Origin of the sequence: Paraconexibacter sp. AEG42_29 (assembly GCF_040581415.1) — a bacterium.
In the GTDB taxonomy this organism is placed as follows: Bacteria; Actinomycetota; Thermoleophilia; order Solirubrobacterales; family Solirubrobacteraceae; genus Paraconexibacter.
This window is the reverse complement of sequence record NZ_CP114014.1, coordinates 1,715,059-1,736,344: the sequence shown is the minus strand read 5'-3', so window position 1 is coordinate 1,736,344 and position 21,286 is coordinate 1,715,059. Positions and strand designations below refer to the sequence as shown.

Sequence of the window (21,286 nt, the reverse complement as noted above, 5' to 3'; positions counted from 1 at the left end):
GCGACCGGCTTTGGCGACGGCGTGTGCCGTGGCTCCGCGGGCGGGCCGCGGTGGCAGCCAAGCGGGAGCGGAGCTCCTAGGCTGGGCGTCGTACCACGCGTGGAGGGTTTGGGGGGCATGCCCCGCCGAATCCTCCGAGGACGCACTGCCGCCCAGACGTGGCCAGGACGCGTGGAGGGTTTAGGGGGCAAGCCCCGTCACATCCTCCGAGGACCCCGATGTCGCGGGTGCGGAGTCGACCTTGCGCGCTGAAGCATGCATGGCATGCGCTGAGGGACAAGGTCCCCGATCTCCGCGGTTCGCACAGCCGGCCACCCCGCCCACAGCCCCGCACCCAGGCCGCCGCGACCGCCCAGCGCATACCACCGTCTGCAGCCCGCAGTTCCCACAGCCGCCGCGACCGGGGCGGTCCTCGGCGTCAGCGCCACCAGCACGCGAGCACCAGGTCCTCGGCGCCAGCGCCACCGACCCCCGACCACCAGGCCCTCGGCGCCAACACCCCGACCGCAACGGCCCCTTCTGCGCGAAGGACGGACCCGCCCGCCCCGTCCTCGTCAGCCCGCGCCCTCGCCGGCACCGGGCGGGACCACGGCCACCTCTTGGTCCGCCTTCTGCGGCGGGTCCTTCAGGAGCAGCTCCGGCACCGTCACGAGGCCGTAGCCGCGCCCCCGCAGGCGCTTGATGATCTTGGCGACGGCCGCGACGGTCTGGCTGCGCTCGCCGCCCCCGTCGTGCATGAGGATGATCGAGCCGGGCTTCACCGCCTTCATGACGTTGTCGACGATCCGGTCGACCCCGGGCCGCGTGTAGTCCTCGCTGTCGACGGACCACAGGATCATCGCCATCCCGCGCTCGTTCATGAGCCGCAGCGTGTCCTGGTTGTACGCCCCGTACGGCGGCCGGAACAGGCGCGGCGCGGCCTCGCCGTGGGCCTGCATCGTCGCGGCGCTCGAGACGATCTCGTCCTGCTGCTTGCCGAAGTCCATCGTCACCAGCGAGTTGTGCGTGTACGTGTGATCCGCGAGCTCGACCTCGTCCAGGAGCGTGGTGGCCCGGGCAGGCAGCGGGTTCTCGTCGAGGTTGCGGCCGACCTGGAAGAAGGTCGCCGGGGTGTTGGTCCGCCGCAGGACCGCCAGCAGCGGCCCGGTGAACGGGCCGGGCCCGTCGTCGAAGGTGAGGGCGACCATGTGCCGCGCGCCGCCGCCGTGGCGGATCGGCCCGACCGCCTTGCCCACGGCGAGGACGGCGGTCGTCTCCGCGTCGGCCGGGCTCGGCGCGGGCAGCTTCTCGGGGCCGACGATGCGCCGGGCGGGCGGTTCGCTGAGCGTCCGCTGCGGGGCGCGCTCCGCCCGGGCCGAGCGCTCCGGGCTGCGCTCGAAGGGCACCACCGCCGAGAACGCGAGGACGAGCGCGAGCGCGCCCAGCGAGGCGATCTGGACAGAGCGCTGTTGCCAGCTGCGCGCGAGCGCTCGGAGGCTGCGACCGACGACGGACACGGGACCGTCCAGGGTATTCGGCGGCCTCCCGCGCGCCTGCACGGAAGGCTGCGCGCCGCGTTCAGGGAGTGCCGGGTGCCGCCGGTGCCGCCGGCGGGGTCTGCGGGGGTACCGGCGCCGTCGGGTTCTGGCTGGGGACCGGCGCCCCCGGCCCGTAGGCGGTCACGCTCGCGTTGATCCATGCGCCGTCGGGGAAGTACGTCCCGTCGAACCGCTGGCCGCCCTGCGCCACGGGCGTGATCCCCGACGCCAGGAACTGCGGCGACACGACGATCACGGCGAGCGTGCCGCGTCCGGTGGCCTTCGGGCTCCAGGGCGCGAGCAGCGCGTCGGTGAAGACCGACGGCGACACCAACTTGCGCTCCAGGTTCCCGGCGTCGAGCGGCTGGTCGTCCTCCACGACCGATCGCAGCGCCAGCCCGGTCACGTACCCGCGGATCCCGTCGAACGTGGGGGTCTCGCCGACGTGCAGCGTGCGGATCGCCCGCGAGTAGGCGACGGCGTCTGCGGTCTGCGTCGAGACCTCGCTCGCGCCCTGGATGACCCCGATGCGGCCGAGCGTGCCGGCGCGGACGACGAACCCCTCGCTCAGCACCCGCTCGGACACCAGGATCGGCGCGGGCGGGAAGTCGTACTTGCCGCGGCCGAGGCGGATGAGCGCGTCGGCGTCGGGGCCGCCGCCCCGCGGGCCGTCGAACAACAGCGCGGCGACGCGCTCGCGGTCCAGGAGCGCCTTCAGCTCCGCGGTCGAGCGCTTCGCCAGCGACCCGGCGGGCAGGACCTCGACCGTGACGCCGGCGGTGGCCGCCTGGGCCTTGACGCCCGCGACGAACCGGCGGCCGATCGCGTCGTCGCCGGCGACGACCTCCACGCGGCGCACCCCCGGGGCGCTGATCGGGACGACCCGCAGGCCCACGTACTGGACGAGCCCGTAGCCCTGCGCGAAGGGATCGGCGGCCACACGGAAGACGCCGGGCGTGGTCGTCGGCGAGGTGCCGGGGTCGCCGGCCAGGACGGGGATGCCGCCCTTGGTCGCTGCGGCCACCGCGCCGTCCGCGCCGTCACCGCAGGCGCCCGCCAGCGCCACCGGGGAACTATCCCTGAACGCTGCGGTCGTGAGGCGGGTCGAGGTGGCCCGGTCACCGCCGTCGTCGATGACCAGCGGCTGCAGCTTGTGCCCGCCGTCGACCCCGCCCTCCGCGTTGATGCGCGCCACCGCGAGCTGCAGGCCGAGCAGGTGCGACCGGCACCGCGCCGCGCCGGTGCCGCTGAGGTCCGCGACGACGAGCAGGTCCCTCGGCGTGGAGCCGTCTGTCCGCGGCAGGCCGACGGCGAGCGACACCGGCGACGCCGAGGTGTCCTTGTCGACCGTCAGGTACGCGAACCACTGGCCCTCGGCCGGAAGGTCGACGTCCGCCTTCCACGTCGTCCCCGCGCTGCGGGTGAGGTCGGCGCGGATGTCCTTGCCGGGCGCGCAGGCGCACGCGAGCCGCACCGAGACACGTGCGGGCGCGCTCTTCGCACCGTCGAGGCTGACGACGAACCGGCTGGGCCCCTTGCGGCCCGGGGTCAGCGTGACCTTGCCGCTGCCGGTCCCCAGGAGCGCCGTCGCGAACGCCGGGCCGGGCGCGAGCACGCCGGACTGCGCCGGCAGCGGGCGGCCGCGTCCCTGCGCGAGCCCGGCCAGCGTCGCGGCCAGCGCCACGACCGCCAGCACGCCGACCGCCTCGAACTTCAGGCCGCGGACCGCGGGGCCGGGGCTGTCGGGCCGCCGCGAGCGCCACGCGGCCCACGCGCCGGCGAGCGTCACCAGCCCGACCAGCACGCTCTTGACGATGACGACGCGGCCGTAGTCCGACCACCGCAGCAGCGACCAGCGATCGACCTCGCGGACTGCCGCGATCACGCCGGTCACGATCGCGAGGCCGAGCCCGCCGGCGGCGAGCGGGGCGAACGCGCGCGCGCCGGCCAGCGGCCGCAGCGCACCGTCCCGGGTGGCGGCCAGCACCGCGAGCAGTCCGCCGAGCCAGAGCCCGGCGGCGATGACGTGGAAGCCCTGGGCGACGAGCCCGAACGCCCCGACGCCGGCGAGCGCGTGGCCCGAGTAGGCGTAGGTGAGCAGCAGCGCGACGCCCGCGACGCCGTAGATCCGGTCGCGGCGCCCGTCGTCGACCGGCCGGGCGTCATCGTCGTCGGTGGCGGCCGCGTCGGGGTGCTTCTCGCGCCCGCGCCGTGAGACGAGCACCAGCGCGACCGCGGCGAGGACGATGACCAGACCGCGCGCGGACTCGGCGAGCCCGGTCGCGCCGGAGGTCAGCAGCCCGATGTCGACGCTGCCGTCGGCGGTGTTGACGATGCGGGCGATGATCGACTCGCTGGCGGCGACGGCGGCCAGCAGGAAGGTGAGGGGCAGCAGCGGCCGCAACTGGCCGGCGGCCGCGTCGACGGTCGACGGCTCGGCGGCGTCGGCCGCCGGGGCGCGGTCGCGGCGTCGCAAGGCGACGAGCAGCGCGACGGCGCCGAAGAGGAACGAGGCGGCAGCGATGCCGAGCCAGCGGGCAAGGGTGCCGACGAAGCCGTCCTGGTCGGTCTGCTCGCCGCCGAGGCCGCTCGCGCCGATCCCGCCGAGGCGCTCGGCGCCGGCCGGGGGAACGCCGTTCTTGCCGGCGACACCGAAGGAGAAGTCGCCGCGGACGAGGTGGCCGTCGTCGCCGTAGGCCGTCCAGCGGACGCGATAGACCGCCGACCTGAGCGGGCGCTTCGGCTTGACCGAGAGGCCCTTGTCGTCGTCGGAGCGGACAACCGGACCCGTGGCGATCTTCACGCCACGGGGACCGGTCACCTCCATGCGCGACCCTCGAGCCACCACGGGCTCGCTCAGCTGCAGGCGGATGGCCCCCGGGGACCGCGGAGCGACGAGCTCCGCGGCGGGAGCCGTCTGCAGCAGCAGCGGATGCGCGACCGCGGCCGCCGGCCCGGCGCACAGGGCGCCGAGCACGACGGCCGCAACCGCGAGGGTGCGACGGAGCACTACGGGACTACGACTTCTTCGTCGTGGCGGCCTTCTTGGCCGCCGTGCACGGGTGGTACGTGCGGGTCTTGGTGATGGTCTTGCCCTTGGTCGTCGTGAACTTGAGCACGAGCTTCACCGCGGTCTTCTTCGAGCCGCGCAGGTCGACCGTGGACTGGAAGCGACCGTTCTTGGCCTTCTTCGCCTTCAGCACCTTGCCGGCCAGCGTGAACGTGACCTTCTTGATCTTCGTGGCCTTCGGGAACGTGTCCGACGTCACCGTGAACCGGCGGGCGCCCTTGCACGACTTCGTGCTCGCGCTGCTCGCCGTCGCCTTGGCGCTGCGGATCGCCCGCGGCTCGCTGTCGGCGCAGATGCCGGGCGGGCACACCCAGACCATCGAGTGCGGCTTGTAGAACCCGACGTCCGGGCTCCCGGGCCAGTTGCGGCGGTTGAAGTTCACGCCGAGCGCACCGGTCTTCTCATCGCGGAAGTCGTCGTCGTAGGAGAGCTTGCCCTCCGGCGTGACGTCCACGTCGTAGAAGCGGTGATCGCCGTCCACTCCGGTGCGGGACACGAAGTAGTTCGAGAAGGACAGACGCCACGGCACGCCGTTCTGGTCGAACGAGTGGTTGTCCAGCGCCGCCCAGTGCGGGCCGCCGGAGGTGATGTCGTGCACCTCGAGCGTGTCCACCAGGAACGGGCAGTCGGCGACCTTCTCGCCCTTGGCCAGCTTGTTGAACAGCTGGATGCCCGTCAGGTCCTTCTTGCCGTCGCCGTTCGTGTCGATCCCGCGCGAGATGTCGCACGTGATCTTCCCGTCCTGCGCGGACTTCGTCAGCGGCGAGATGTCCAGGTCGTAGATCATCTTCTTCTGACCCTGGTCGAAGTAGTTGTCCCCGCCGGCGTTGCGGCCCTGGACCGCCCGGAAGAACAACTTGTTGTTCGGCGCGACCTGGTGCCACGCACCGCCGGCGCAGCCACCCGGCTCGTCGGCGAACTTGCCGGCCTGGCCGGTCAGCAGGATCTGCGACAGGCCGTCGTTCCAGACCTGGTGGATCTGGTCGGAGAAGTCGCCCTTCATCTTCGTCATGTCGGGGACGAAGAAGACGCCGCCGCCGCACATGGAGCCGGTGAAGACGCCCTTGGAGTCGATGCCGTTGTACTTCTTGGCGGCGTCGGGCCACGTCTTCGCGGCCTCCATCATCCCGTACTGCTCATGCGCGCGCTGGGCGGGCTCGAGCGGGCCGTTCGGGACGTGCGCCACGCCCTGGAGCTTCGGCTTGGAGCTGTTGGTGATGTCCCACGAGCGCACCGTCGGGCGGAACGCGTACTTGTCGATCGTCTTGACCGGGTCGAGCACGATCTCGCGCGGCTCGGCGTAGTCGGAGGTGAAGCCGACGCCCAGGTCGGGGCGGAACTCGATGCCGTGCGGGTTCGCGCAGGTGCCCAGCGGGCGACCCTCGCGGACGGAGCACGGCTCCTTGATGCCGCCCTCGTTGCCCGTCAGGACGCCGCCGATGTTGCCGGCCTGGACGACGGACTCGAGGACCGCGCCCTTCTTGGCGTCCGGCTTGAACGTCGCAAGGGCACCCGGCGAACCACCGAAGTTCGCGAGCGGACCACCCATCAGCGTCAGCACGAACCGGCCGTCGGCGTTCTTCTCGTACGCGTCGGCGATCGTGCCCTGCGGGTACTCCGTCGGGGCGATGATGTTCTTCAGCGTGAGGTTCGGGACGTCCGCCGGATCGAGGACGAACGTGGTGCCGAGGAACAGCGAGCCGGCGTAGATCAGGTCGCCGTCCTCCCACTGGTACTGCATGTGGTGCGCCTCGTTCTCGATGCCCCAGGGGAGCGGCAGCTGCACGAGGTTGACGACCTTGCCGTACTCGATGTTCGGCGTGCCGTCGATGTTCAGCTTGCGCTGGTCGATGACCTGGAAGCCGTCCAGGCCGGGCAGGAACTGCGGGTTCAGCAGGTCCGCGAGCCCCTGCGGGTTCACCGTGGAGGCCTGCACGAACTTCGAGATGACGTCGGCGTGCACGTCGGCGATGTTGTTCTTCGAGGACCAGACCACCGAGTACTCCGGCTTGGCGCGCGGATCGGGCTGCTTGCCCTTCTTCGCCTTGAACGCCGCCTGCGCCGCGTTCCACTCCGCCTTGGCCCTGTCGCGGTTCGCGATCGACTCCGGCGACGTGTTGTTCTTGACCGACGTCGTCGTCGTCGCCCGGCTCAGCGTGTTGACGAGCCACTCCGGGTTGATGGGCAGATCGCCCAGCCCGCTCGGATCGCTCTGCGCCAGCGCGGCGCTGCCGCCCAGCGACGTGGCGCTGAGCGCTATGCCCGCGGCCACCGCGGTGAGTACGCCGAACCGGCGCCTCATCCTCGTTCTCCCTGCCATGTCTTGACCTGCCTCCTGAATCGCATGTAATCGCCGGGCTCCCAACCCGTACGGGCAAAAGCGTACAAAACGGATGGGGATTTGGATTTATACTCCGTCCAGACGCCCCGTCCGTTGCCGCGTCCCGGAGTTATATCTCATTCCCCATAGGTTTTATAGGAAATAGGTCCCGGGTGGTAGTCTGGGCAGTCCGAAACCCCCTCGCGGAGCACGGCCCGATGAACGATCTCTTCAGCTTTCCGAATCCCGTCAACGAGAAGGCGGCACGCGTCGTCGCCGGTGTCGTGGCGCTCACCGCGCTCCTGGCCCTGGCCACGGGCTGGCGGTGGCTGCTCATCCCGCTCGCTTACGGCTTCATCGCGCGCGCCCTGACCGGGCCGACGCTGAGCCCGCTCGGCCGCCTCGCGATGGACGTCATCGCGCCGCGCCTGGGCGAGAAGAAGCAGGTCGCAGGCCCGCCGAAGCGGTTCGCTCAGGCGATCGGGGCGGTCTGCACGACGCTCGGCGCGATCTTCGCGGTCGGCTTCGGCTGGAACACGGCGGCCGACGTGATCCTCGTGATGATGGTGGTCTTTGCCACCCTCGAGTCGGTCTTCGCCCTCTGCGTGGGCTGCAAGATGTTCGCAGTCCTGATGCGCCTCGGCCTGATCCCCGAGGAGGTCTGCGCGGAGTGCAACAACATCTGGACCCGCGTCCCGCAGCCGGAGCAGACCCCGGCCTGATCCTCAGCCGACGACGAACGCCTCCGGCACCGCACCCTCGACGCGGACCGGGACGTCGTACAGCCGCGACTCGCGCCAGTCGGCCCGCAGCAGCCCGTGCACGTTGACGTCCTTCTGGACCTCGGCGTGCCGGTGCCAGCCCCGCAGGATCCCCTCGTGCACGAGGCCGACCTTGGACAGCGCGGTCCGTGAGCGGGCGTTCGCGACGTCCGAGTAGGCGCCGACGCGCACCAGACCGCACCAGCCGAACGCGAGGTGGAAGATCAGCGCCTTGGCCTCGGCGTTGACGCCCGTCCCCCACCAGTCCCGTCCCAGCCAGGTGCCGACCATCGCGCGCCGGTCCCGGGCGCTCAGCTCGCTGAGGCCGATCACGCCGACGGGTCCGGCCTCGTGGTGGTCGACCAGCAGGTCGAGCTGCACGCCGTCCTCGCGCCGGTCCGCCTGGCGCTCGATGTAGCCGAGCGGCTCGTCGAGCGTGCGGTACGGACCCCAGGAGAACCAGCGCGTCACCTCGGGGTCGCCCGCCAGGCGCAGCAGCGCGGGGGCGTCGTCCTCGGTCGGCAGGCGAAGGGTGAGCGTCGGTCCGTGTACCGCGAGGTGCGCTGCGTCGGCCATCTCGGGTATCCCTACACCATGCTCGCCGTCCTCTACGACCTGCACGGCAACATTCCGGCGCTCGACGCCGTCCTCGAGGACGCGCAGGCAGCCGGCGCGGACCGCTATCTGCTGGGCGGCGACTACGCCGGGTTCGGCGCCTGGCCGCGGGAGACCGTGCGTCGCCTGGAGGCGCTGCCGGACGCCACCTGGATCGCCGGGAACCACGAGCGGTGGCTCGGCGGCGACCGCCACGATGCGCCGCCCGGGCCGCTCGTCGGCCCGGCCACCGAGGCCCAGCAGGCGGCGCTGGACAGCGACGTGACAGCGCGGCTGAGCGGCCTTCCACCGACGGCCCGGATCGGCGACACCCTGTTCTGCCACGCCTCGCCCCACTCGGACATGGCCTCGTTCGGCCCGAACCCCGAGCCCGAGGACCGCGAGCGCCTGGGGACGCTGGACGCCGGGGTGGCGCGGGTGGTCTTCGGCCACACGCACGTGCAGCTGCGGCGCCGCGGCCCCGAGGGCGTCGAGCTCGTGAACCCGGGCAGCGTCGGGCTGCCGTTCGACGGCGACCCGCGCGCGGCCTACGCGCGCATCGCGGACGACGGGACGGTCACGCTGCACCGCGTCGACTACGACCGCAGCATCGTGATCGCCGCGCTCGAAGACCGTGGCGAGCAGTGGGCGACCATCGTGGCCGGCTGGCTGCGCACGGCCCGCTTCGCCCTCTGAGCGAGCCGCCGGATCGTCCCGTCGGGCCGGCGGGACGTACAAGCCGTATGGACGACCAGCAAGCCTCAGCCTTCGAGATCGTCGACGACGCGGGCCGCGTCCGCGCGCGCCTGGGCCTCAGCCCCGACGGCACGCTGTCGCTGGACCTCGCGGACGACCAGGGCCTGGTCCGCGCCGCGCTCAGCGTGCATCCGGGCGGCTCGTCGTCCCTGCGCCTCGCCGACGAGCACGGCACCTCGCGGGTCGCCATCGGGTCGTGGCTCGACGGCAGCGCCTCCGTCGACCTCTACGACTCGCAGCGCAACCAGCGCGTCAGCCTCGGCGAGGGGCCCGGTCGCCCGGCGGGCGTGAGCGTGTGGGACGCGGCCGGCCACCTGCGGGCCGCGCTGGCGCAGGGCCCGGCCCCCGACCGCGAGTCGTCGGTCGAGTTCTGGGACCGCGACGGGCACTACCGCGCCGGACTCGGGACATGGCCGGACGGCGGGACCGGCGTCGAGCTGCTGGACCCGGACCGCACCCTGCGCACGCGGCTCGGCCAGCGCGGCGGGATCGACGGCGAGCCGGCGACGCTCGAGCTCTACGGCGCGGACGGGCGCTTCAAGGCGGCGATGGGCGAATACCCGGACGGCGCGGGACGGCTGAACCTGTGGGAGGCCGACGGGACCTCGCAGTCCGGCCCGGTGGCCTGACCGCCGCACACGCGTCGGCGCCGGGCGCGGCTCAGCGGCGCTCCTGCACGCTGAGCACGCCCGCGGCGACGGGGTCGTCGTGCAGGCAGACATGGAACACGGACCCGCCGCCGTCGGCTGGCGTGACCCAGATGCGGCCGCCGTGCCGCTCGGCGATCCGGCGGCACAGCGCCAGGCCGATGCCGTTGCCCGCGTACTGCTCGCGGCTGTGCAGGCGCTGGAAGACCCGCCAGATCCGGGCGGCCTGCGCGGTGTCGATGCCGATGCCGTCGTCGCTGACGGTCAGCTCCCACGCCTCGGTGTCCGCCATCCGGGTCGCGGCCAGGCGCACGGTGTTCCCGCGCTCGGGACGGCGGAACTTGACCGCGTTCCCGACGAGGTTCTGCAGCAGCTGACCGAGCTGCTGGCGGTCCCCCACCACGGCCGGGAGATGCCCGTCGACCTCGACGATCGCGCCGGCGTCGGCGATCGCGGGGCCGAGGTCGCGAAGGACCTCGACGACGAGCGTGTCGAGGTAGACGACCGTCGGCGCGGCGACCCCGTGCCCCACGCGCGAGTAGTGCAGCAGGTCGTCGAGCTGCGCCTTCATGCGGTCGGCGCCGTCGACGGCGTAGAAGACGAACTCGCGCGCACGCTCGTCGAGTGCCGGCCCGGCCCGCCGCTCGAGCAGCTTGAGGTAGCTCGTGACCATCCGCAGCGGCTCCGTGAGGTCGTGGGAGGCCACGTGGAGCATCTCCTGCAGCTCCTCCTCGGCGCGCCGGGTCGCGTCCTGGGCATCGGCGACGGCGGCGAGCGCAGCGACCCGCTGCACCTCGTCCGGAAGCGTCGCGACGAGGTCGCGCAGCCGGGCGAACGCGTCGCGCTCGGGGATCGCGTCGCTGGCGGTCGTCTCCAACACCTTCCGATGATCGGCACTCCGGCGGGGAACCTCAACCTCGTGTGGCGCGTCGCCCTCCATCGCGCGCCGCACGCTACCGTGCGCGCATGTCCGCCGACGATGATCTCGACCCCCAGGACCCGCTCGGCCTCGGGGGTCCGTCGTCGTCCTTACCCGATGGGCCCTCCGACCTCGAGGACGATGTCGAGGTCGAGGTCATCGACGTCGTCACGACGGTCGGCCCGCTCGACACCGTGGTGGTCACGCTGCGCGAGTTCCTGCACCGCTCGGGGGCCGTGCGCGCGCTCACGCTGCTTCCCGCCGACCACGCCGAGGACCCGCCGCACCTGATCGACTGCGCCCGCCTGCAGCCGATCGAGGTCGTCGCCCACGGGCGGACGGTCCACCTCCCCCACGCGATCACGCTCGACGCCGAGCCGCTGGAGATGTACGACGTGCGCCAGCTCCCGCCTTTCGAGGTCAAGGCCGACGAGGGCCAGATCGCCGCGCCGCTCGGCGGCGTCGAGCACTACGGGTTCGCGGTCCGCGGCCTGGCCCGCGCCCTCGGGCCCGGTGCGGTGGCCCTCGTCACGTTCGCGACCAACGACGTCGAGGCGCCGCTCTCGCTCACCGCGCGCGACGAGGACCCGATCGTCCTCAGCCTCGGCGAGGAGGAGTACGAGATGGACCCGGGCTGGCCCGAGACGCTGCAGTAGCCCGTCCCGCCGTCCCGCCCGGGACGGCTCCCGTCCTACTCGAGGCTCACGCGCATCGCGTCCGCGAGCCCGCCGCCGATGGTGTGGATGCTGACCCCGATCGACACGGTCGCCGGGCCGCCGAACGGCTGGCGGTCCATCACCTGGACGGTGTCGCCGAGGCGGATGCCCTGGGCGTCGAGGTAGCGCAGCATCTCCGGGTCGCCCCCGGCGATGCGGGCGAACGTCCCGCGGGTGCCCGGGGCCAGCGCTGCGAGGGACTGCGTGTCGTCCGCGCTCAGCAGCAGCTCCGCCGACGGGATCGGAGCCCCGTGCGGATCGTGCGTGGGATGCCCGAGCTTCGCCGCGATCCGCGCCTCGAGGTCGGCGGAGATCACGTGCTCGAGGGCGTCGGCCTCCTCGTGGACGCGGTCCCACGGAACGCCGAGGTGCTCGGCGAGGTAGAGCTCGAGCAGCCGGTGGTGGCGGAGGACCTCGAGCGCCAGGCGCTCACCCTCGGCCGTCAGGCGCACGCCCTTGTACGGCATGTGGTCGGCCAGCCCGAGCTCGGTGAGCTTGCGGAACATCGCCGACACCGAGGCCGCGGTCACGCCCAGCCGGTCGGCGAGGTCGTTCGTCCCGACGGCCGCGCCGTCGCCCGCCGTCGCGATCGAGTAGATCGCCTTGACGTAGTCCTCCACCGCCTCCGAGGAGCCGGTGTGCGAGACACGATGGGGTCCGACGGACATCAGCGCACGCTCCTCGGGTCGACCCGCGCCCTGGACAGATCAGCCGGCCACGAGCAGGCCGGTGACGAACATGATGCCCATTCCCGCGAGCAGACCCGCCACCGCCGGCGGGTGCAGGGTCCGGCCCTCGCCGTCGCGGATGGTGGGTGCGAGCTGGACGATGACCTGCACGATAGCCCCGGCGCCGAACCCGAACAGGAACGCGGCGACGCTCGTGTTGAACGCCGCAGCGCCGATCCAGGCGCCCAGCACGGCCGGTCCGCCCGCGAGCAGCCCGAGCAGCGCGAGCCGGCCCAGCGACGGCTTGGTGTGCGCGATCGGCGCGACGATCGCGAGCCCCTCGGTGGTGTTGTGGATCGCGAAGCCGACGACGAGGAAGGCGCCCAGCGCGAGCGCGCCCGACGAGTAGGCGGACCCGATCGCCACGCCCTCCCCCATGTTGTGCAGGCCGATGCCCACCGCGACGAGCGTGGCCAGCTGGGTCGGCGACGCGCCGGATGCCTCGGCCGATCGGCGGCGGCCCGACAGCCAGGACGAGACCCCGCTCAGCAGCAGGTAGGCCACCACCGCCCCGATCCAGACGAGGGCGGTGCCGCCGAACGCCTGCGACCCGAGCGTGGCGAGCTCCAGGCCCTCGAGCGTCGAGTCGATCGCCAGGAACGCGAGCAGGCCGACGGTGACCGCCATCACGACACGGAATACCCCCGCCGGGATGCGGCGGATCCACGGCAGCCAGAGCATGCCCAGCGCGACCGGGATGACGCCGACGTAGATGCCGAGCAGGGCCATGAGCCCGAAGAACGAGCCGTCCTCGTCGGGGGTCTCCACGGCGATGTCGATCGGGTGGACGATCGTTCCGCCGGTGGACGTCAGCAGCACGACCTCGTAGGCCTCGCCCTCGACCCACGGCTGCTGGACCCTGACCTTCGCGGTCGCCAGGCGCCCGACGCCTTCGCTGGGCCCCGTGAACTGCGCGTAGGCGTCGTTGACCTGCACCTGCGCGATGCGGACGGCATCGGGGCCGTCGTTGCGGACGGTCAGCTCGATCGTGCCGGGCTTCAGGACCGTCTGCTCGACCACGAGCTCCTCGGCCGGCGGGCCGGTCCGGTCGCCGATGCCAGGCCCGTCGAGGGCGACGAAGCCGCCGATGGTGACGATCACGAGCAGCAGCGGCAGCAGGCCGAGGACCCAGACCGGCAGGCCGCCCGCGCCGCCCGATCCCGGGCCAGGGTCCGCCTTGCGCTCGACTCCCCGCCCGGTGCCCCCGGCGCCCCAGTCGTCCGTCGCGTCCGCGGTGCTCATGAGCCCGTCACCTCGAAGAAGCCCTGCCAGCCGAGCTCGGTGAACTCGGACTGGTGCGCGTGGAACATGTACTTGCCGGGGTAGGCGAACTGCCACTCGGCGATGCCCCGCATCCCCTGGCACATCATCACCGTGTCGGTGAACTCCGACGAGCGTTTCGACGTGCCGGTGGGATACCAGTCGAAGAGGTTCCCGTGCAGGTGGAACGAGTTGATCAGGTCGTACTCGAGCACGTTGACGACGTACGCCCGGACCTTGTCCCCGAGCCGCACCTGGATCGGGCTGCTCATGTACGCGAACCCGATCGTGTTGACCGCGTAGAGCTCGTTCAGGCGGTCGAAGTTCGTGTCGAACCCGTTCATCACCATGATGAGCTCGTCGGCTTCCTCGCGCGGCTCCTTCGGGTCGATGATGAACGCGCCGTAGAGGCCCTTGGCGATGTGCTCCGCGAGCGGCCGCACGTGGCAGTGGTACAGGTGCAGGCCCGCCGGCAGCGCGTCGAACTCGTAGACCGTCCGCCCGCGCGGGGCGATCTCGCCGGCGCCGATCCCGGCGACCCCGTCCTGCTCGGCCGGATGGATGCCGTGGAAGTGGATCGTGTGCGGATGCTCGGAGCCGTTGATGAACGTGATCCGCAGGCGCTCGCCCTCGCGGGCCCGGAGCGTCGGGCCCGGGATCCGGCCGTTGTAGGTCCAGGCGGCGAAGCGGATACCGGGGGCGACCTCGATCTCCTTGTCGACCGCGATCAGCTCCCACTCCCTCAGGACGCGGCCGGAGGCGAGCTTCGTGGTCTTGCCCCAGTCGAAGTCGCGGACGATGTCCGCCGGGTCGAAGCCGTTGCGGGCGTGGTCGACGGTGGCCCCGCCGGCGAAGTCCGCGTGCCCGCCGTGTCCGGCGACGTGCCCGGCACCCGGCGGGACCGTCGTCGTCGTCGTCGCTGCCCCGTGCTGGCCGTGCTGGGCCTTGGCCCCGCCGGCGCCCAGCAGGGCCGCGCCCGCGCCGAGCACGGGCAGCGACCCGGCCAGCATTCCCCGTCGTGTGAGGTTGTCCACGACCGGGATTATGGCATGACTAAATCTTTATGTCGTCAGAACTCGATCACGGAGCGGATCCCGTCCGCCGCGTGCATCAGGTCGAAGCCCTTGTTGACCTCGTCCAGGGTGAGCCGGTGGGAGATGAACGGGTCGACGTCGATGTCGCCGGCCAGGTAGCGGTCGACGAGCTGCGGGACCTGGTCGCGACCCTTGACGCCGCCGAAGCTCGAGCCGGCGATCCGCCGTCCCGTGATGAGGTAGCGGGGGACGACGTCCAGGGTCTCCCCCTTGCCCGCGACGCCGGTGACGGTGCAGAGGCCCCAGCCCATGCGGGCCGACTCGACGGCCTGCCGCATGACCTTGACGTTGCCGGTGGCCTCGAACGTGTAGTCGGCGCCGAAGCCGTCCGTCATCTCCAGGATGCGCTCGACCGCGTCATCGCCGCCGATGAACGTGTCAGTCGCGCCCTGGCCACGCGCCAGCTCGAGGCGGTCCTCGGAGAGGTCGACGCAGACGATGCGCTCGGCACCCTGCAGCCGCGCCCCCGCGACGGCACCCAGGCCGACCATGCCGGCACCGAAGACGACGGCGAACGACCCGGCCTCCACCTTGGCGGTGTTCATCGCCGCACCGAGGCCGGTCGAGAGCCCGCAGGCGAAGAGGCAGGCGCGGTCCAGCGGCGCCTCGGGGTTGACCTTGGCCAGCGCGATCTCCGGCATCACGGTCGCCTCGGCGAACGTGCTGGTGCCCATGAAGTGGCGCAGCGGCTCGCCGCCGTCACCGATGCGGTGCAGGCGCGTGGTCCCGTCCGGCAGGTGGCCCTGGCCCTGCTCGTCCCGGATCGCGAGGCAGATGTTCGTCTTGGTGGACTCACAGTGCACGCACTCGCGGCACTGCGGCGAGAACAGCGTGACGACGTGGTCGCCGACGGCCAGGCTGGTCACGCCCTCGCCGATCGCCTCGACGACACCGGCGCCCTCGTGGCCGAGGACCGTCGGCGCGTAGCCGGACGGGTCGACGCCCGACGCGGTGTACATGTCGGTGTGGCACACCCCGCAGGCGACGAGGCGGACGAGCACCTCGCCGGCCTTCGGGCCGTGCAGCTCGACGTCCTGGACGACGAGCGGCTTGGCGAACTCTTCGAGGACAGCAGCGCGGATCTTCATGCCGCCACCCTAACCCGCGGCTGCCGCGACGCGGCCGGCGTCCGGAGTGTCCGGACGCCAGCTCGGGCGGCGGTACGGCGCTACGCGGCGCGCAGGGCGGGACGGGCCTGCGGGGCCTCGTCGGCGACCGTCATCTTGGTCCGCAGCTCGTCGAGCGAGCGGCGCAGGAGGCGCGAGACGTGCATCTGCGAGACGCCGACCCGGTCGGCGATCTCCCGCTGCGTCAGACCCTCGAAGAAGCGCAGCCGGACGATCTCCCGCTCGCGGCCCGCGAGGGTCCGGAGGCCGTCGTCGAGCAGCACGCGGCGCTCGGCGGTGGTGAAGCCCTCGTCCTCCTCGCCGAGGAGGTCCTCGGCGGTACGGCTGTCGCCGACGGGCTCCTCGAACGACACGGTCGAGTAGCTCTGCGCACCCTGCATCGCCTCGAGGACCTGCTCCTCGGTCGACTGGGTGGCCTCGGCGAGCTCGGCGATCGTCGGCGTGCGGCCGAGCTGCGCGGTCAGGCGATCGACGGCACGGCTGAGCTTGGCGTTGAGCTCCTGGATGTCGCGCGGGACGCGGATCGACCAGCCGCGGTCCCGGAAGTGGCGCTTGATCTCGCCCGCGATGTTGGGCGCCGCGAACGTGGACAGCTTGAACCCGCGCTCGACGTCGAACCGGTCGACCGCCTTCAGCAGACCCACCGAGCCGACCTGGACGAGGTCGTCGAGCGGCTCACCGCGGCCGGCGTAGCGCCGCGCCATGTGACGCACGAGGGGCATCATGCGCTCGATCAGGATCGTGCGGGCGTGCATGTCGCCTTCGACGTGGTACCGGCGAAGCAGCTCCGCCTCGTCGTCGAGGGCGGCGGTGGGGGTGATGACGGTCTCGTTCGTGCTCATGCTGGGGCGTGCCTTCCCGTAGCGGTGTGCGATGGGTGACGCTCATGGTGTCGGTCGGCAGCAGTCGAACAAACCGGTCAAACCCGGTCAACGAGCCCGCCGCCGCCAGGTTCGCCAGGAGCTGGGGTGGACACGACTGGTCACGGGGGCGAATCCGACCCAGCGCGGTGTTCGGGCGCATCCGACAGGTTTCCGGGTTGCGGCTGTAGGGCAGGGGCTGCCAACCACGTGGCACCCGCGATGACCGATCTTCCCGACCTCGAGCTCACCCTGCCTGCCCGCGCCGAGAACGTCGGCGTGATCCGCCACGTGCTCGGGGCCGTCGCCGAGACGCTGCACGTCGGCGACGAGCAGCTCGACGACATGCGGCTCGCGGTCAGCGAGGCCTGCGCGAACGCGGTCATCCACGCATACGTCGACGGGGCGGGCCTGATGGAGGTCCGCGTGCGGGCACGAATGACGGACCTGGAGATCAGCGTCCGGGACCACGGCGGGGGCATGGCGCCGCGGACCGACTCCCCCGGGCTCGGCGTCGGCCTGCCGCTGATGGCGACCCTGGCGGCCTCGATGGAGCTGATCGCCCCCGAGGGCGGCGGGACCGAGGTGCGGATGCGCTTCCCCCTTCCTCACGAATCCGCGGGAGGCCCGCCCCGTCCTGCTGAGCACGGCACGGTGACCCCCGGGACGCCCCCGGCCCCGGGTTCGGCCGACGACGCCCGGCCGCGCCCGCTCGCCGAGTCCCGCGAGCGTCACCCGTGACCCTCGGCGAGCCCCCGGCCGCCGCGTCGACCCCCGATCCCGCCGCCGGCCGGCTGGACCGCACCCGTGCGACCATCGCGGTCGGTCCGCTGCTTGCGCCCGTCCTCGCGCGTCTCGTCGGCATGCACGCAGCGCGTGCGGGCCTGACCGTCGACCGCCTCGACGACGCCGTCCTGATCACCGACGCGCTCGCGGACTGCGCGGCCGACGCCCTCGGCGCCAGCCATCTCGAGCTCAGCATCCAGTCGGCGCCGGGACGCATCGAGCTGCGGGTGGGACCGCTGCGCCCCGGTGCCGCGCAACGGCTGGTCGACGGCACCGCGCTCCCCGACACGGGCCCGCTGATGGGCCTGCTGGCGGACGAGGTCCGCGTCCGCGTCGGCGCGGGCGGCGACGAGATCCTGCTGCTGCGGGTCGACGCCCAGCCGTCCGGTCCCGAGCTCGCGTCGGCAGGTTAGGACGATGCCGGTGCCGGGTAGCATGGGGCGGGCATGAGCGATCCCGCGACCGACCCGATCACCTTCGATTTCGCCCTCACCGAGGAGCGCACCAGCGGTGGCACGCACGTCATCGCCGTGTCCGGTGAGGTCGACATCTTCACCGCCCCGGACCTGAAGCGGACCATCGCCCAGGCCATCGAGGGCGGCACCCGTCTGCTCGTGATCGACCTCACGCTCACGCGGTTCCTCGACTCGACCGCCCTCGGCGTGCTCATCGGGGCGGTCAAGCGCCTGCGCCCGCTCGACGGGCGGATGGCGATCGTCAACACCGAGCCGTCCACGGCGAAGACGTTCCAGATCACCGGACTGGACCGGATCTTCACGATCGTCGATACGCGCGAGGCGGCCCTCGAGGCCGTCGGCACCGGCTGACCTCCGAGCGCCCCCCGACCGCTTAGTCTGCTGATGTGGCGGGCCCCACCCCCAGATCCGTAGGCGCCGGACGCCGGCGCGCGATGATCGCCCTCATCGGTGGCGGCCTCGTGGTGCTGGTGCTGTTCACCTTCTTCGTGCTGCGCCTCTCCGAGAACGCGGTGCGCCGCGAGGCCCGGGGACGGGTCGGCACCACCGCGGCGCTGAGCGCGCGGCTCGTCCGCGAGCAGTCCCTGCGGGTCGGGGAGGTCGTCGGGTCCTACGCCTCGCGGCTGTCGAACCTGCCGGCGCCGCGGCGGGCGACGCTCCCGCCGGCCGACCGCCGGCGCCTCGCGGCCGCGCTCTTCGCGCTGCGCTCGGAGGTCGACGGCGTCACGTCCGCGAGCTTCACGGACAGCCGCGGACGACTGGTCGCGGCGTCGCCGCCCCCCGTCCTGCCGATCGGCACCGACCTCTCGGGTCGTGACTGGTACCGCGGCCTGCGGGAGCGCTCGCCCTACCTGTCGCGCGCGTACATCTCGCAGGGGCGGCGCCGCAAGGTCACGGTGACCGCGGTGCGCGTCCAGGATCCCGACGGGCGCCCGCTCGGCATCCTGCTCGCCACGGAGACCGAGCGCACCCAGCGCTTCACCGACGCGTTCGGCTCGCAGTTCGGCACGGGCATCACCGTGACCGACCAGGCGGGGACGATCGTCGGCGCCACGGGCTCGGACGCGCAGCGCCTCATCTCGCTGGCCGGCGACCCGCTGGTCAAGCGGGCGCTCGCGGGCCGTTCCGGGACGCTGGACGGCTCCGTCGGGGGTGAGCGGACGGTGTCCGGCTACGCGCCCGTCGCAGGTACGGGCTGGGCGGTGCTCGCCCGGGTCCCTGCGTCCGAGGCCTACCGCGACGTCCCGCGCCTGCGGGCCACCGTCCTGGCGGCGTCGGGACTCGCAGCCTTCGTGTTCCTGTGGCTCGTCCCGCTGCTCGTCGGCCGGCTCAGCCGCGCGCGCGACGCGCTCGGCGTGCAGGAGGCGTTCCAGCGCGACCTGCTGCCGTCCAAGATGCCGCCGGGGGTCCACTCGATCTACCGCGCCAGCGAGCGCCGGATGCTGCTCGGCGGCGACTTCATCGACGCCCTCCCCACCCCGGACGGCGGCCTCGCGATCCTCGTCGGCGACGTCTGCGGCCACGGCCCCCGCGCCGCGGCCCTCGGTGCGACGCTGCGCGCCGGCTGGCGGACCCTCGCCAGCGCCGGGGTCGGCGTCACGCGCCTGGACCTGCTCGACGCACTGGTCGACGGCGAGCGCCGCGACCTCGACCTGTTCGCGACGCTCGCGTGCGCGGAGATCAGCCCCGACGGGCGCACGCTGACCTACGCGCTCGCCGGCCACCCGCCGCCGCTGCTCCTGCTCCCGGACGACGTCGTCGCGCTCGACGCGCCGCGCGGGGCGGCGCTCGGGCTCGGCGCGGTCGGCCCGCGTCCGATCGGGACGCAGGACCTCCCGGACGGCTGGGCACTCGCGCTCTACACCGACGGGCTGATCGAGGCGCGTGCGACGCCCGAGTCCGAGCGCCTCGGGGTGCCCGGGCTGATGGCCTGGGGACGCGGCCCGGACGGTCGTCCGGACGCCGCGCACCTGCTGGCCACCGTCCGTAGACTTGCCGACCGTGAGCCCAGCCACCTCGACGACGACCTCGCCTTTGTGATCGTCGACGCGACGGTGATCGGCGACCCGGATGTGCGCGCCGCCGTGGCGCCCCGTAGCATGGGCCGAGCATGACGCAAGGGCAACTGAAGATCGACGACGAGACGACCCCCGAGGCCACGATCCTCCGGATCACGGGCGAGGTCGATCTCGCGACCGTCGACACCCTCGTGGCAGCCGTCGAGGGCGCGGTGCCGAAGCAGGGCAACCTCATCCTGGACCTGACCGGTGTCGAGTTCATGGACTCGGCCGGGGTCGCCGCGGTGAACCGCTGCCGCCGCCTCGCCACCGCGGCGGAGACGCGTATGAGCCTGCGCTGCCGGGCCGGCGGCCCGGTCGCGCAGCTGATGGGCTGGACCGGCCTCGACTCGCTGATCGAGATCGAGCTCGTCGACGGCCCCGCTCCCGCCTGAGCGGCGCACGGAATCGAAGCGGGCGGCAGCGCCGCCCGGTATGACAGGCTGACCGGGTGGACAAGCCTGGGCAGACCGTGAGCGCCACCGAGTTCGCCGCGCTGACCGGTGTCTCGCGCGAGCGCCTGCGGACCTGGGAGCGCCGTCACGGCTACCCGGTCCCCGTCCGGTCGCACGGCGGGCCGCGCCGTTACGAGGTCGCCGAGGTCACCCGGGTCGTCGGCATCCGTCGCGCCGTCGAGGCCGGGATCCCCGTCACGGTCGCGATCGAGGCCGAGTCGAGCGAGCCCGCGGACATCGGCAGCGGCGTCGCCGCCGGCCTCGCCGAGCACGCCCCGCTGTCGATCGTGTCGCTGTCCGGGCCCGAGCCGCTGATCGTCCGCTCGGTGAACGCCGTCGTGGCGGCCCGACCCGACGCGCCGCAGCCCGGCGACGACCTGCTGGAGCTCGCGCCCTGGTTCGCCGACGACCCCGGGTACGCAACCCTGCGGCGGCTGTTCACCGACGACCTCATGGCGGCCCCGTGCACCCATCCCGACTGGACGGGCGGGCTGCGGCCCGGCGCGCAGTCGCTCGCCTACTGCCTCCCCCACGAGCTCGGCCATCAGCCGCTCGTCGCGCTCATCGGGATCGACACCTCGCGGGAGCGGCGGACGCGGAAGCTGCTGCAGGACGCCGAGGCCGAGCTGACCCGGGTGCGGGCCGAGCTCGAGCGTGACCGCGGGTTCGCCGCCGCCGCCGGCGCCGTCGCGGAGATCTTCCGGACGCAGGCGGGCGCGTCGACCCTGGCGGACGCGACGACCGTGCTCGTCCGGCGGCTGGGTGCGGTCGACGCCGGCCTGGCCCCGATGATGGGCGGCGCGCTCGTCCTCGGTCGCTCGAGCCGTGGCCTGCTCGGGCCGGACCTCGTCACGGTGGCGCGGTTCGACGACCTCTCCGACGCGCTGCGCGAGGGCGACCCGACGTGGATGCCGCAGAGCGTCGCGGCCGCGTTCGGCGCGCCCGCGGGGCTGGAGCTGCTCGCTGTCCCGTTGCACGCGGCCGGACAGGGCCTGGGTGCCGTGCTCATGCTGTTCGACGAGCGCGAGGTCCTGACCGAGGCCGGACTACGACTGCTGCGCGTCAGCGCCGGCACGATCGCCCTCGCCCTGGTCCGCGAGCGCGTCGCGGGCGAGCTGCAGGACCCGGGACGCTGACGCCGAT

The 21,286-nt window shown here is 72.9% G+C and carries 20 protein-coding genes; 10 read left to right on the top strand and 10 right to left on the bottom strand.

Annotation, left to right across the window (positions count from 1 at the left end; genetic code table 11):
* Positions 1-554 precede the first annotated feature (554 nt).
* The 3 genes from DSM112329_RS08365 to DSM112329_RS08355 all read right to left on the bottom strand — a co-directional run bounded on the left by DSM112329_RS08365 (position 555) and on the right by DSM112329_RS08355 (position 6,889).
* On the bottom strand, positions 555-1,496 hold the full coding sequence (locus DSM112329_RS08365) for a polysaccharide deacetylase family protein (RefSeq protein ID WP_354701359.1): 942 nt from the start codon (positions 1,494-1,496) through the stop codon (positions 555-557).
* Positions 1,497-1,557: 61 nt separating this feature from the next.
* Positions 1,558-4,527 carry an ABC transporter substrate-binding protein gene (locus DSM112329_RS08360; RefSeq protein ID WP_354701358.1) on the bottom strand — a complete coding sequence of 990 codons (2,970 nt, stop codon included), beginning with the start codon at positions 4,525-4,527 and terminating at the stop codon, positions 1,558-1,560.
* A 7-nt stretch (positions 4,528-4,534) separates the two neighbouring features.
* The gene (locus tag DSM112329_RS08355; RefSeq protein ID WP_354701357.1) at positions 4,535-6,889 is read right to left on the bottom strand and encodes a hypothetical protein; all 2,355 of its coding nucleotides are present in this window, start codon (positions 6,887-6,889) and stop codon (positions 4,535-4,537) included.
* 236 nt (positions 6,890-7,125) lie between these two features.
* Between DSM112329_RS08355 and DSM112329_RS08350 the strand changes: the two genes are divergently transcribed.
* Positions 7,126-7,629 (top strand): DUF4395 domain-containing protein, encoded by a 504-nt coding sequence (locus DSM112329_RS08350; RefSeq protein WP_354701356.1) that lies wholly within the window; start codon positions 7,126-7,128, stop codon positions 7,627-7,629.
* Positions 7,630-7,632: 3 nt separating this feature from the next.
* Here the strand turns inward: DSM112329_RS08350 and DSM112329_RS08345 are convergent, their stop codons facing one another.
* On the bottom strand, positions 7,633-8,244 hold the full coding sequence (locus DSM112329_RS08345) for a GNAT family N-acetyltransferase (protein ID WP_354701355.1): 612 nt from the start codon (positions 8,242-8,244) through the stop codon (positions 7,633-7,635).
* Between the two features lie 18 nt (positions 8,245-8,262).
* On the opposite strand from DSM112329_RS08345, the gene DSM112329_RS08340 reads away from it, so the two are divergent.
* Both DSM112329_RS08340 and DSM112329_RS08335 read left to right on the top strand, forming a co-directional pair.
* Positions 8,263-8,958 carry a metallophosphoesterase family protein gene (locus DSM112329_RS08340; RefSeq protein WP_354701354.1) on the top strand — a complete coding sequence of 232 codons (696 nt, stop codon included), beginning with the start codon at positions 8,263-8,265 and terminating at the stop codon, positions 8,956-8,958.
* A gap of 47 nt (positions 8,959-9,005) precedes the next feature.
* Positions 9,006-9,647, top strand: coding sequence for a hypothetical protein (locus DSM112329_RS08335; protein WP_354701353.1), 642 nt, complete (start codon positions 9,006-9,008; stop codon positions 9,645-9,647).
* A 31-nt stretch (positions 9,648-9,678) separates the two neighbouring features.
* Here the strand turns inward: DSM112329_RS08335 and DSM112329_RS08330 are convergent, their stop codons facing one another.
* Positions 9,679-10,545, bottom strand: coding sequence for an ATP-binding protein (locus tag DSM112329_RS08330; RefSeq protein ID WP_354701352.1), 867 nt, complete (start codon positions 10,543-10,545; stop codon positions 9,679-9,681).
* An 86-nt stretch (positions 10,546-10,631) separates the two neighbouring features.
* On the opposite strand from DSM112329_RS08330, the gene DSM112329_RS08325 reads away from it, so the two are divergent.
* A complete protein-coding gene (locus DSM112329_RS08325) occupies positions 10,632-11,240 on the top strand; it encodes a hypothetical protein (protein WP_354701351.1) in 609 nt (202 codons plus the stop codon).
* 35 nt (positions 11,241-11,275) lie between these two features.
* Here DSM112329_RS08325 and DSM112329_RS08320 read toward each other — a convergent pair whose 3' ends face one another.
* From DSM112329_RS08320 to DSM112329_RS08300, 5 genes are all read right to left on the bottom strand, one after another.
* Positions 11,276-11,968, bottom strand: a complete 693-nt coding sequence (locus DSM112329_RS08320) for a metal-dependent transcriptional regulator (RefSeq protein ID WP_354701350.1) — start codon at positions 11,966-11,968, stop codon at positions 11,276-11,278.
* Between the two features lie 39 nt (positions 11,969-12,007).
* Positions 12,008-13,270 carry a ZIP family metal transporter gene (locus tag DSM112329_RS08315; protein WP_354701349.1) on the bottom strand — a complete coding sequence of 421 codons (1,263 nt, stop codon included), beginning with the start codon at positions 13,268-13,270 and terminating at the stop codon, positions 12,008-12,010.
* A complete protein-coding gene (locus DSM112329_RS08310) occupies positions 13,267-14,322 on the bottom strand; it encodes a multicopper oxidase domain-containing protein (protein ID WP_354701348.1) in 1,056 nt (351 codons plus the stop codon). The genes DSM112329_RS08315 and DSM112329_RS08310 overlap by 4 nt, the downstream gene beginning before the upstream one ends.
* 35 nt (positions 14,323-14,357) lie before the next feature.
* Positions 14,358-15,470, bottom strand: a complete 1,113-nt coding sequence (locus tag DSM112329_RS08305; RefSeq protein WP_354701347.1) for an alcohol dehydrogenase catalytic domain-containing protein — start codon at positions 15,468-15,470, stop codon at positions 14,358-14,360.
* A gap of 80 nt (positions 15,471-15,550) precedes the next feature.
* Positions 15,551-16,351 (bottom strand): SigB/SigF/SigG family RNA polymerase sigma factor, encoded by an 801-nt coding sequence (locus DSM112329_RS08300; RefSeq protein WP_354701346.1) that lies wholly within the window; start codon positions 16,349-16,351, stop codon positions 15,551-15,553.
* Positions 16,352-16,591: 240 nt separating this feature from the next.
* On the opposite strand from DSM112329_RS08300, the gene DSM112329_RS08295 reads away from it, so the two are divergent.
* The 6 genes from DSM112329_RS08295 (at position 16,592) to DSM112329_RS08270 (ending at position 21,279) form a co-directional block, all read left to right on the top strand.
* The gene (locus DSM112329_RS08295) at positions 16,592-17,110 is read left to right on the top strand and encodes an ATP-binding protein (protein ID WP_354701345.1); all 519 of its coding nucleotides are present in this window, start codon (positions 16,592-16,594) and stop codon (positions 17,108-17,110) included.
* Positions 17,107-17,568 (top strand): hypothetical protein, encoded by a 462-nt coding sequence (locus DSM112329_RS08290; protein WP_354701344.1) that lies wholly within the window; start codon positions 17,107-17,109, stop codon positions 17,566-17,568. Before DSM112329_RS08295 ends, DSM112329_RS08290 begins: the two co-directional genes overlap by 4 nt.
* Before the next feature lie 33 nt (positions 17,569-17,601).
* Positions 17,602-17,982 (top strand): STAS domain-containing protein, encoded by a 381-nt coding sequence (locus tag DSM112329_RS08285; protein WP_354701343.1) that lies wholly within the window; start codon positions 17,602-17,604, stop codon positions 17,980-17,982.
* Positions 17,983-18,065: 83 nt separating this feature from the next.
* A complete protein-coding gene (locus DSM112329_RS08280) occupies positions 18,066-19,745 on the top strand; it encodes a SpoIIE family protein phosphatase (protein WP_354701342.1) in 1,680 nt (559 codons plus the stop codon).
* A complete protein-coding gene (locus DSM112329_RS08275; protein WP_354701341.1) occupies positions 19,742-20,083 on the top strand; it encodes an STAS domain-containing protein in 342 nt (113 codons plus the stop codon). The genes DSM112329_RS08280 and DSM112329_RS08275 overlap by 4 nt, the downstream gene beginning before the upstream one ends.
* Positions 20,084-20,160: 77 nt before the next feature.
* The gene (locus DSM112329_RS08270; RefSeq protein WP_354701340.1) at positions 20,161-21,279 is read left to right on the top strand and encodes a MerR family transcriptional regulator; all 1,119 of its coding nucleotides are present in this window, start codon (positions 20,161-20,163) and stop codon (positions 21,277-21,279) included.
* Positions 21,280-21,286: the final 7 nt, after the last annotated feature.

Coding starts and splice junctions, on each gene's coding strand:
- DSM112329_RS08355 (WP_354701357.1), bottom strand. CDS start 6,889: ATGAGGCGCCGGTTCGGCGTACTCACCGCGGTGGCCGCGGGCATAGCG.
- DSM112329_RS08280 (WP_354701342.1), top strand. CDS start 18,066: ATGATCGCCCTCATCGGTGGCGGCCTCGTGGTGCTGGTGCTGTTCACC.
- DSM112329_RS08295 (WP_354701345.1), top strand. CDS start 16,592: ATGACCGATCTTCCCGACCTCGAGCTCACCCTGCCTGCCCGCGCCGAG.
- DSM112329_RS08325 (WP_354701351.1), top strand. CDS start 10,632: ATGTCCGCCGACGATGATCTCGACCCCCAGGACCCGCTCGGCCTCGGG.
- DSM112329_RS08320 (WP_354701350.1), bottom strand. CDS start 11,968: ATGTCCGTCGGACCCCATCGTGTCTCGCACACCGGCTCCTCGGAGGCG.
- DSM112329_RS08350 (WP_354701356.1), top strand. CDS start 7,126: ATGAACGATCTCTTCAGCTTTCCGAATCCCGTCAACGAGAAGGCGGCA.
- DSM112329_RS08285 (WP_354701343.1), top strand. CDS start 17,602: ATGAGCGATCCCGCGACCGACCCGATCACCTTCGATTTCGCCCTCACC.
- DSM112329_RS08340 (WP_354701354.1), top strand. CDS start 8,263: ATGCTCGCCGTCCTCTACGACCTGCACGGCAACATTCCGGCGCTCGAC.
- DSM112329_RS08275 (WP_354701341.1), top strand. CDS start 19,742: ATGACGCAAGGGCAACTGAAGATCGACGACGAGACGACCCCCGAGGCC.
- DSM112329_RS08335 (WP_354701353.1), top strand. CDS start 9,006: ATGGACGACCAGCAAGCCTCAGCCTTCGAGATCGTCGACGACGCGGGC.
- DSM112329_RS08305 (WP_354701347.1), bottom strand. CDS start 15,470: ATGAAGATCCGCGCTGCTGTCCTCGAAGAGTTCGCCAAGCCGCTCGTC.
- DSM112329_RS08345 (WP_354701355.1), bottom strand. CDS start 8,244: ATGGCCGACGCAGCGCACCTCGCGGTACACGGACCGACGCTCACCCTT.
- DSM112329_RS08315 (WP_354701349.1), bottom strand. CDS start 13,270: ATGAGCACCGCGGACGCGACGGACGACTGGGGCGCCGGGGGCACCGGG.
- DSM112329_RS08300 (WP_354701346.1), bottom strand. CDS start 16,351: ATGAGCACGAACGAGACCGTCATCACCCCCACCGCCGCCCTCGACGAC.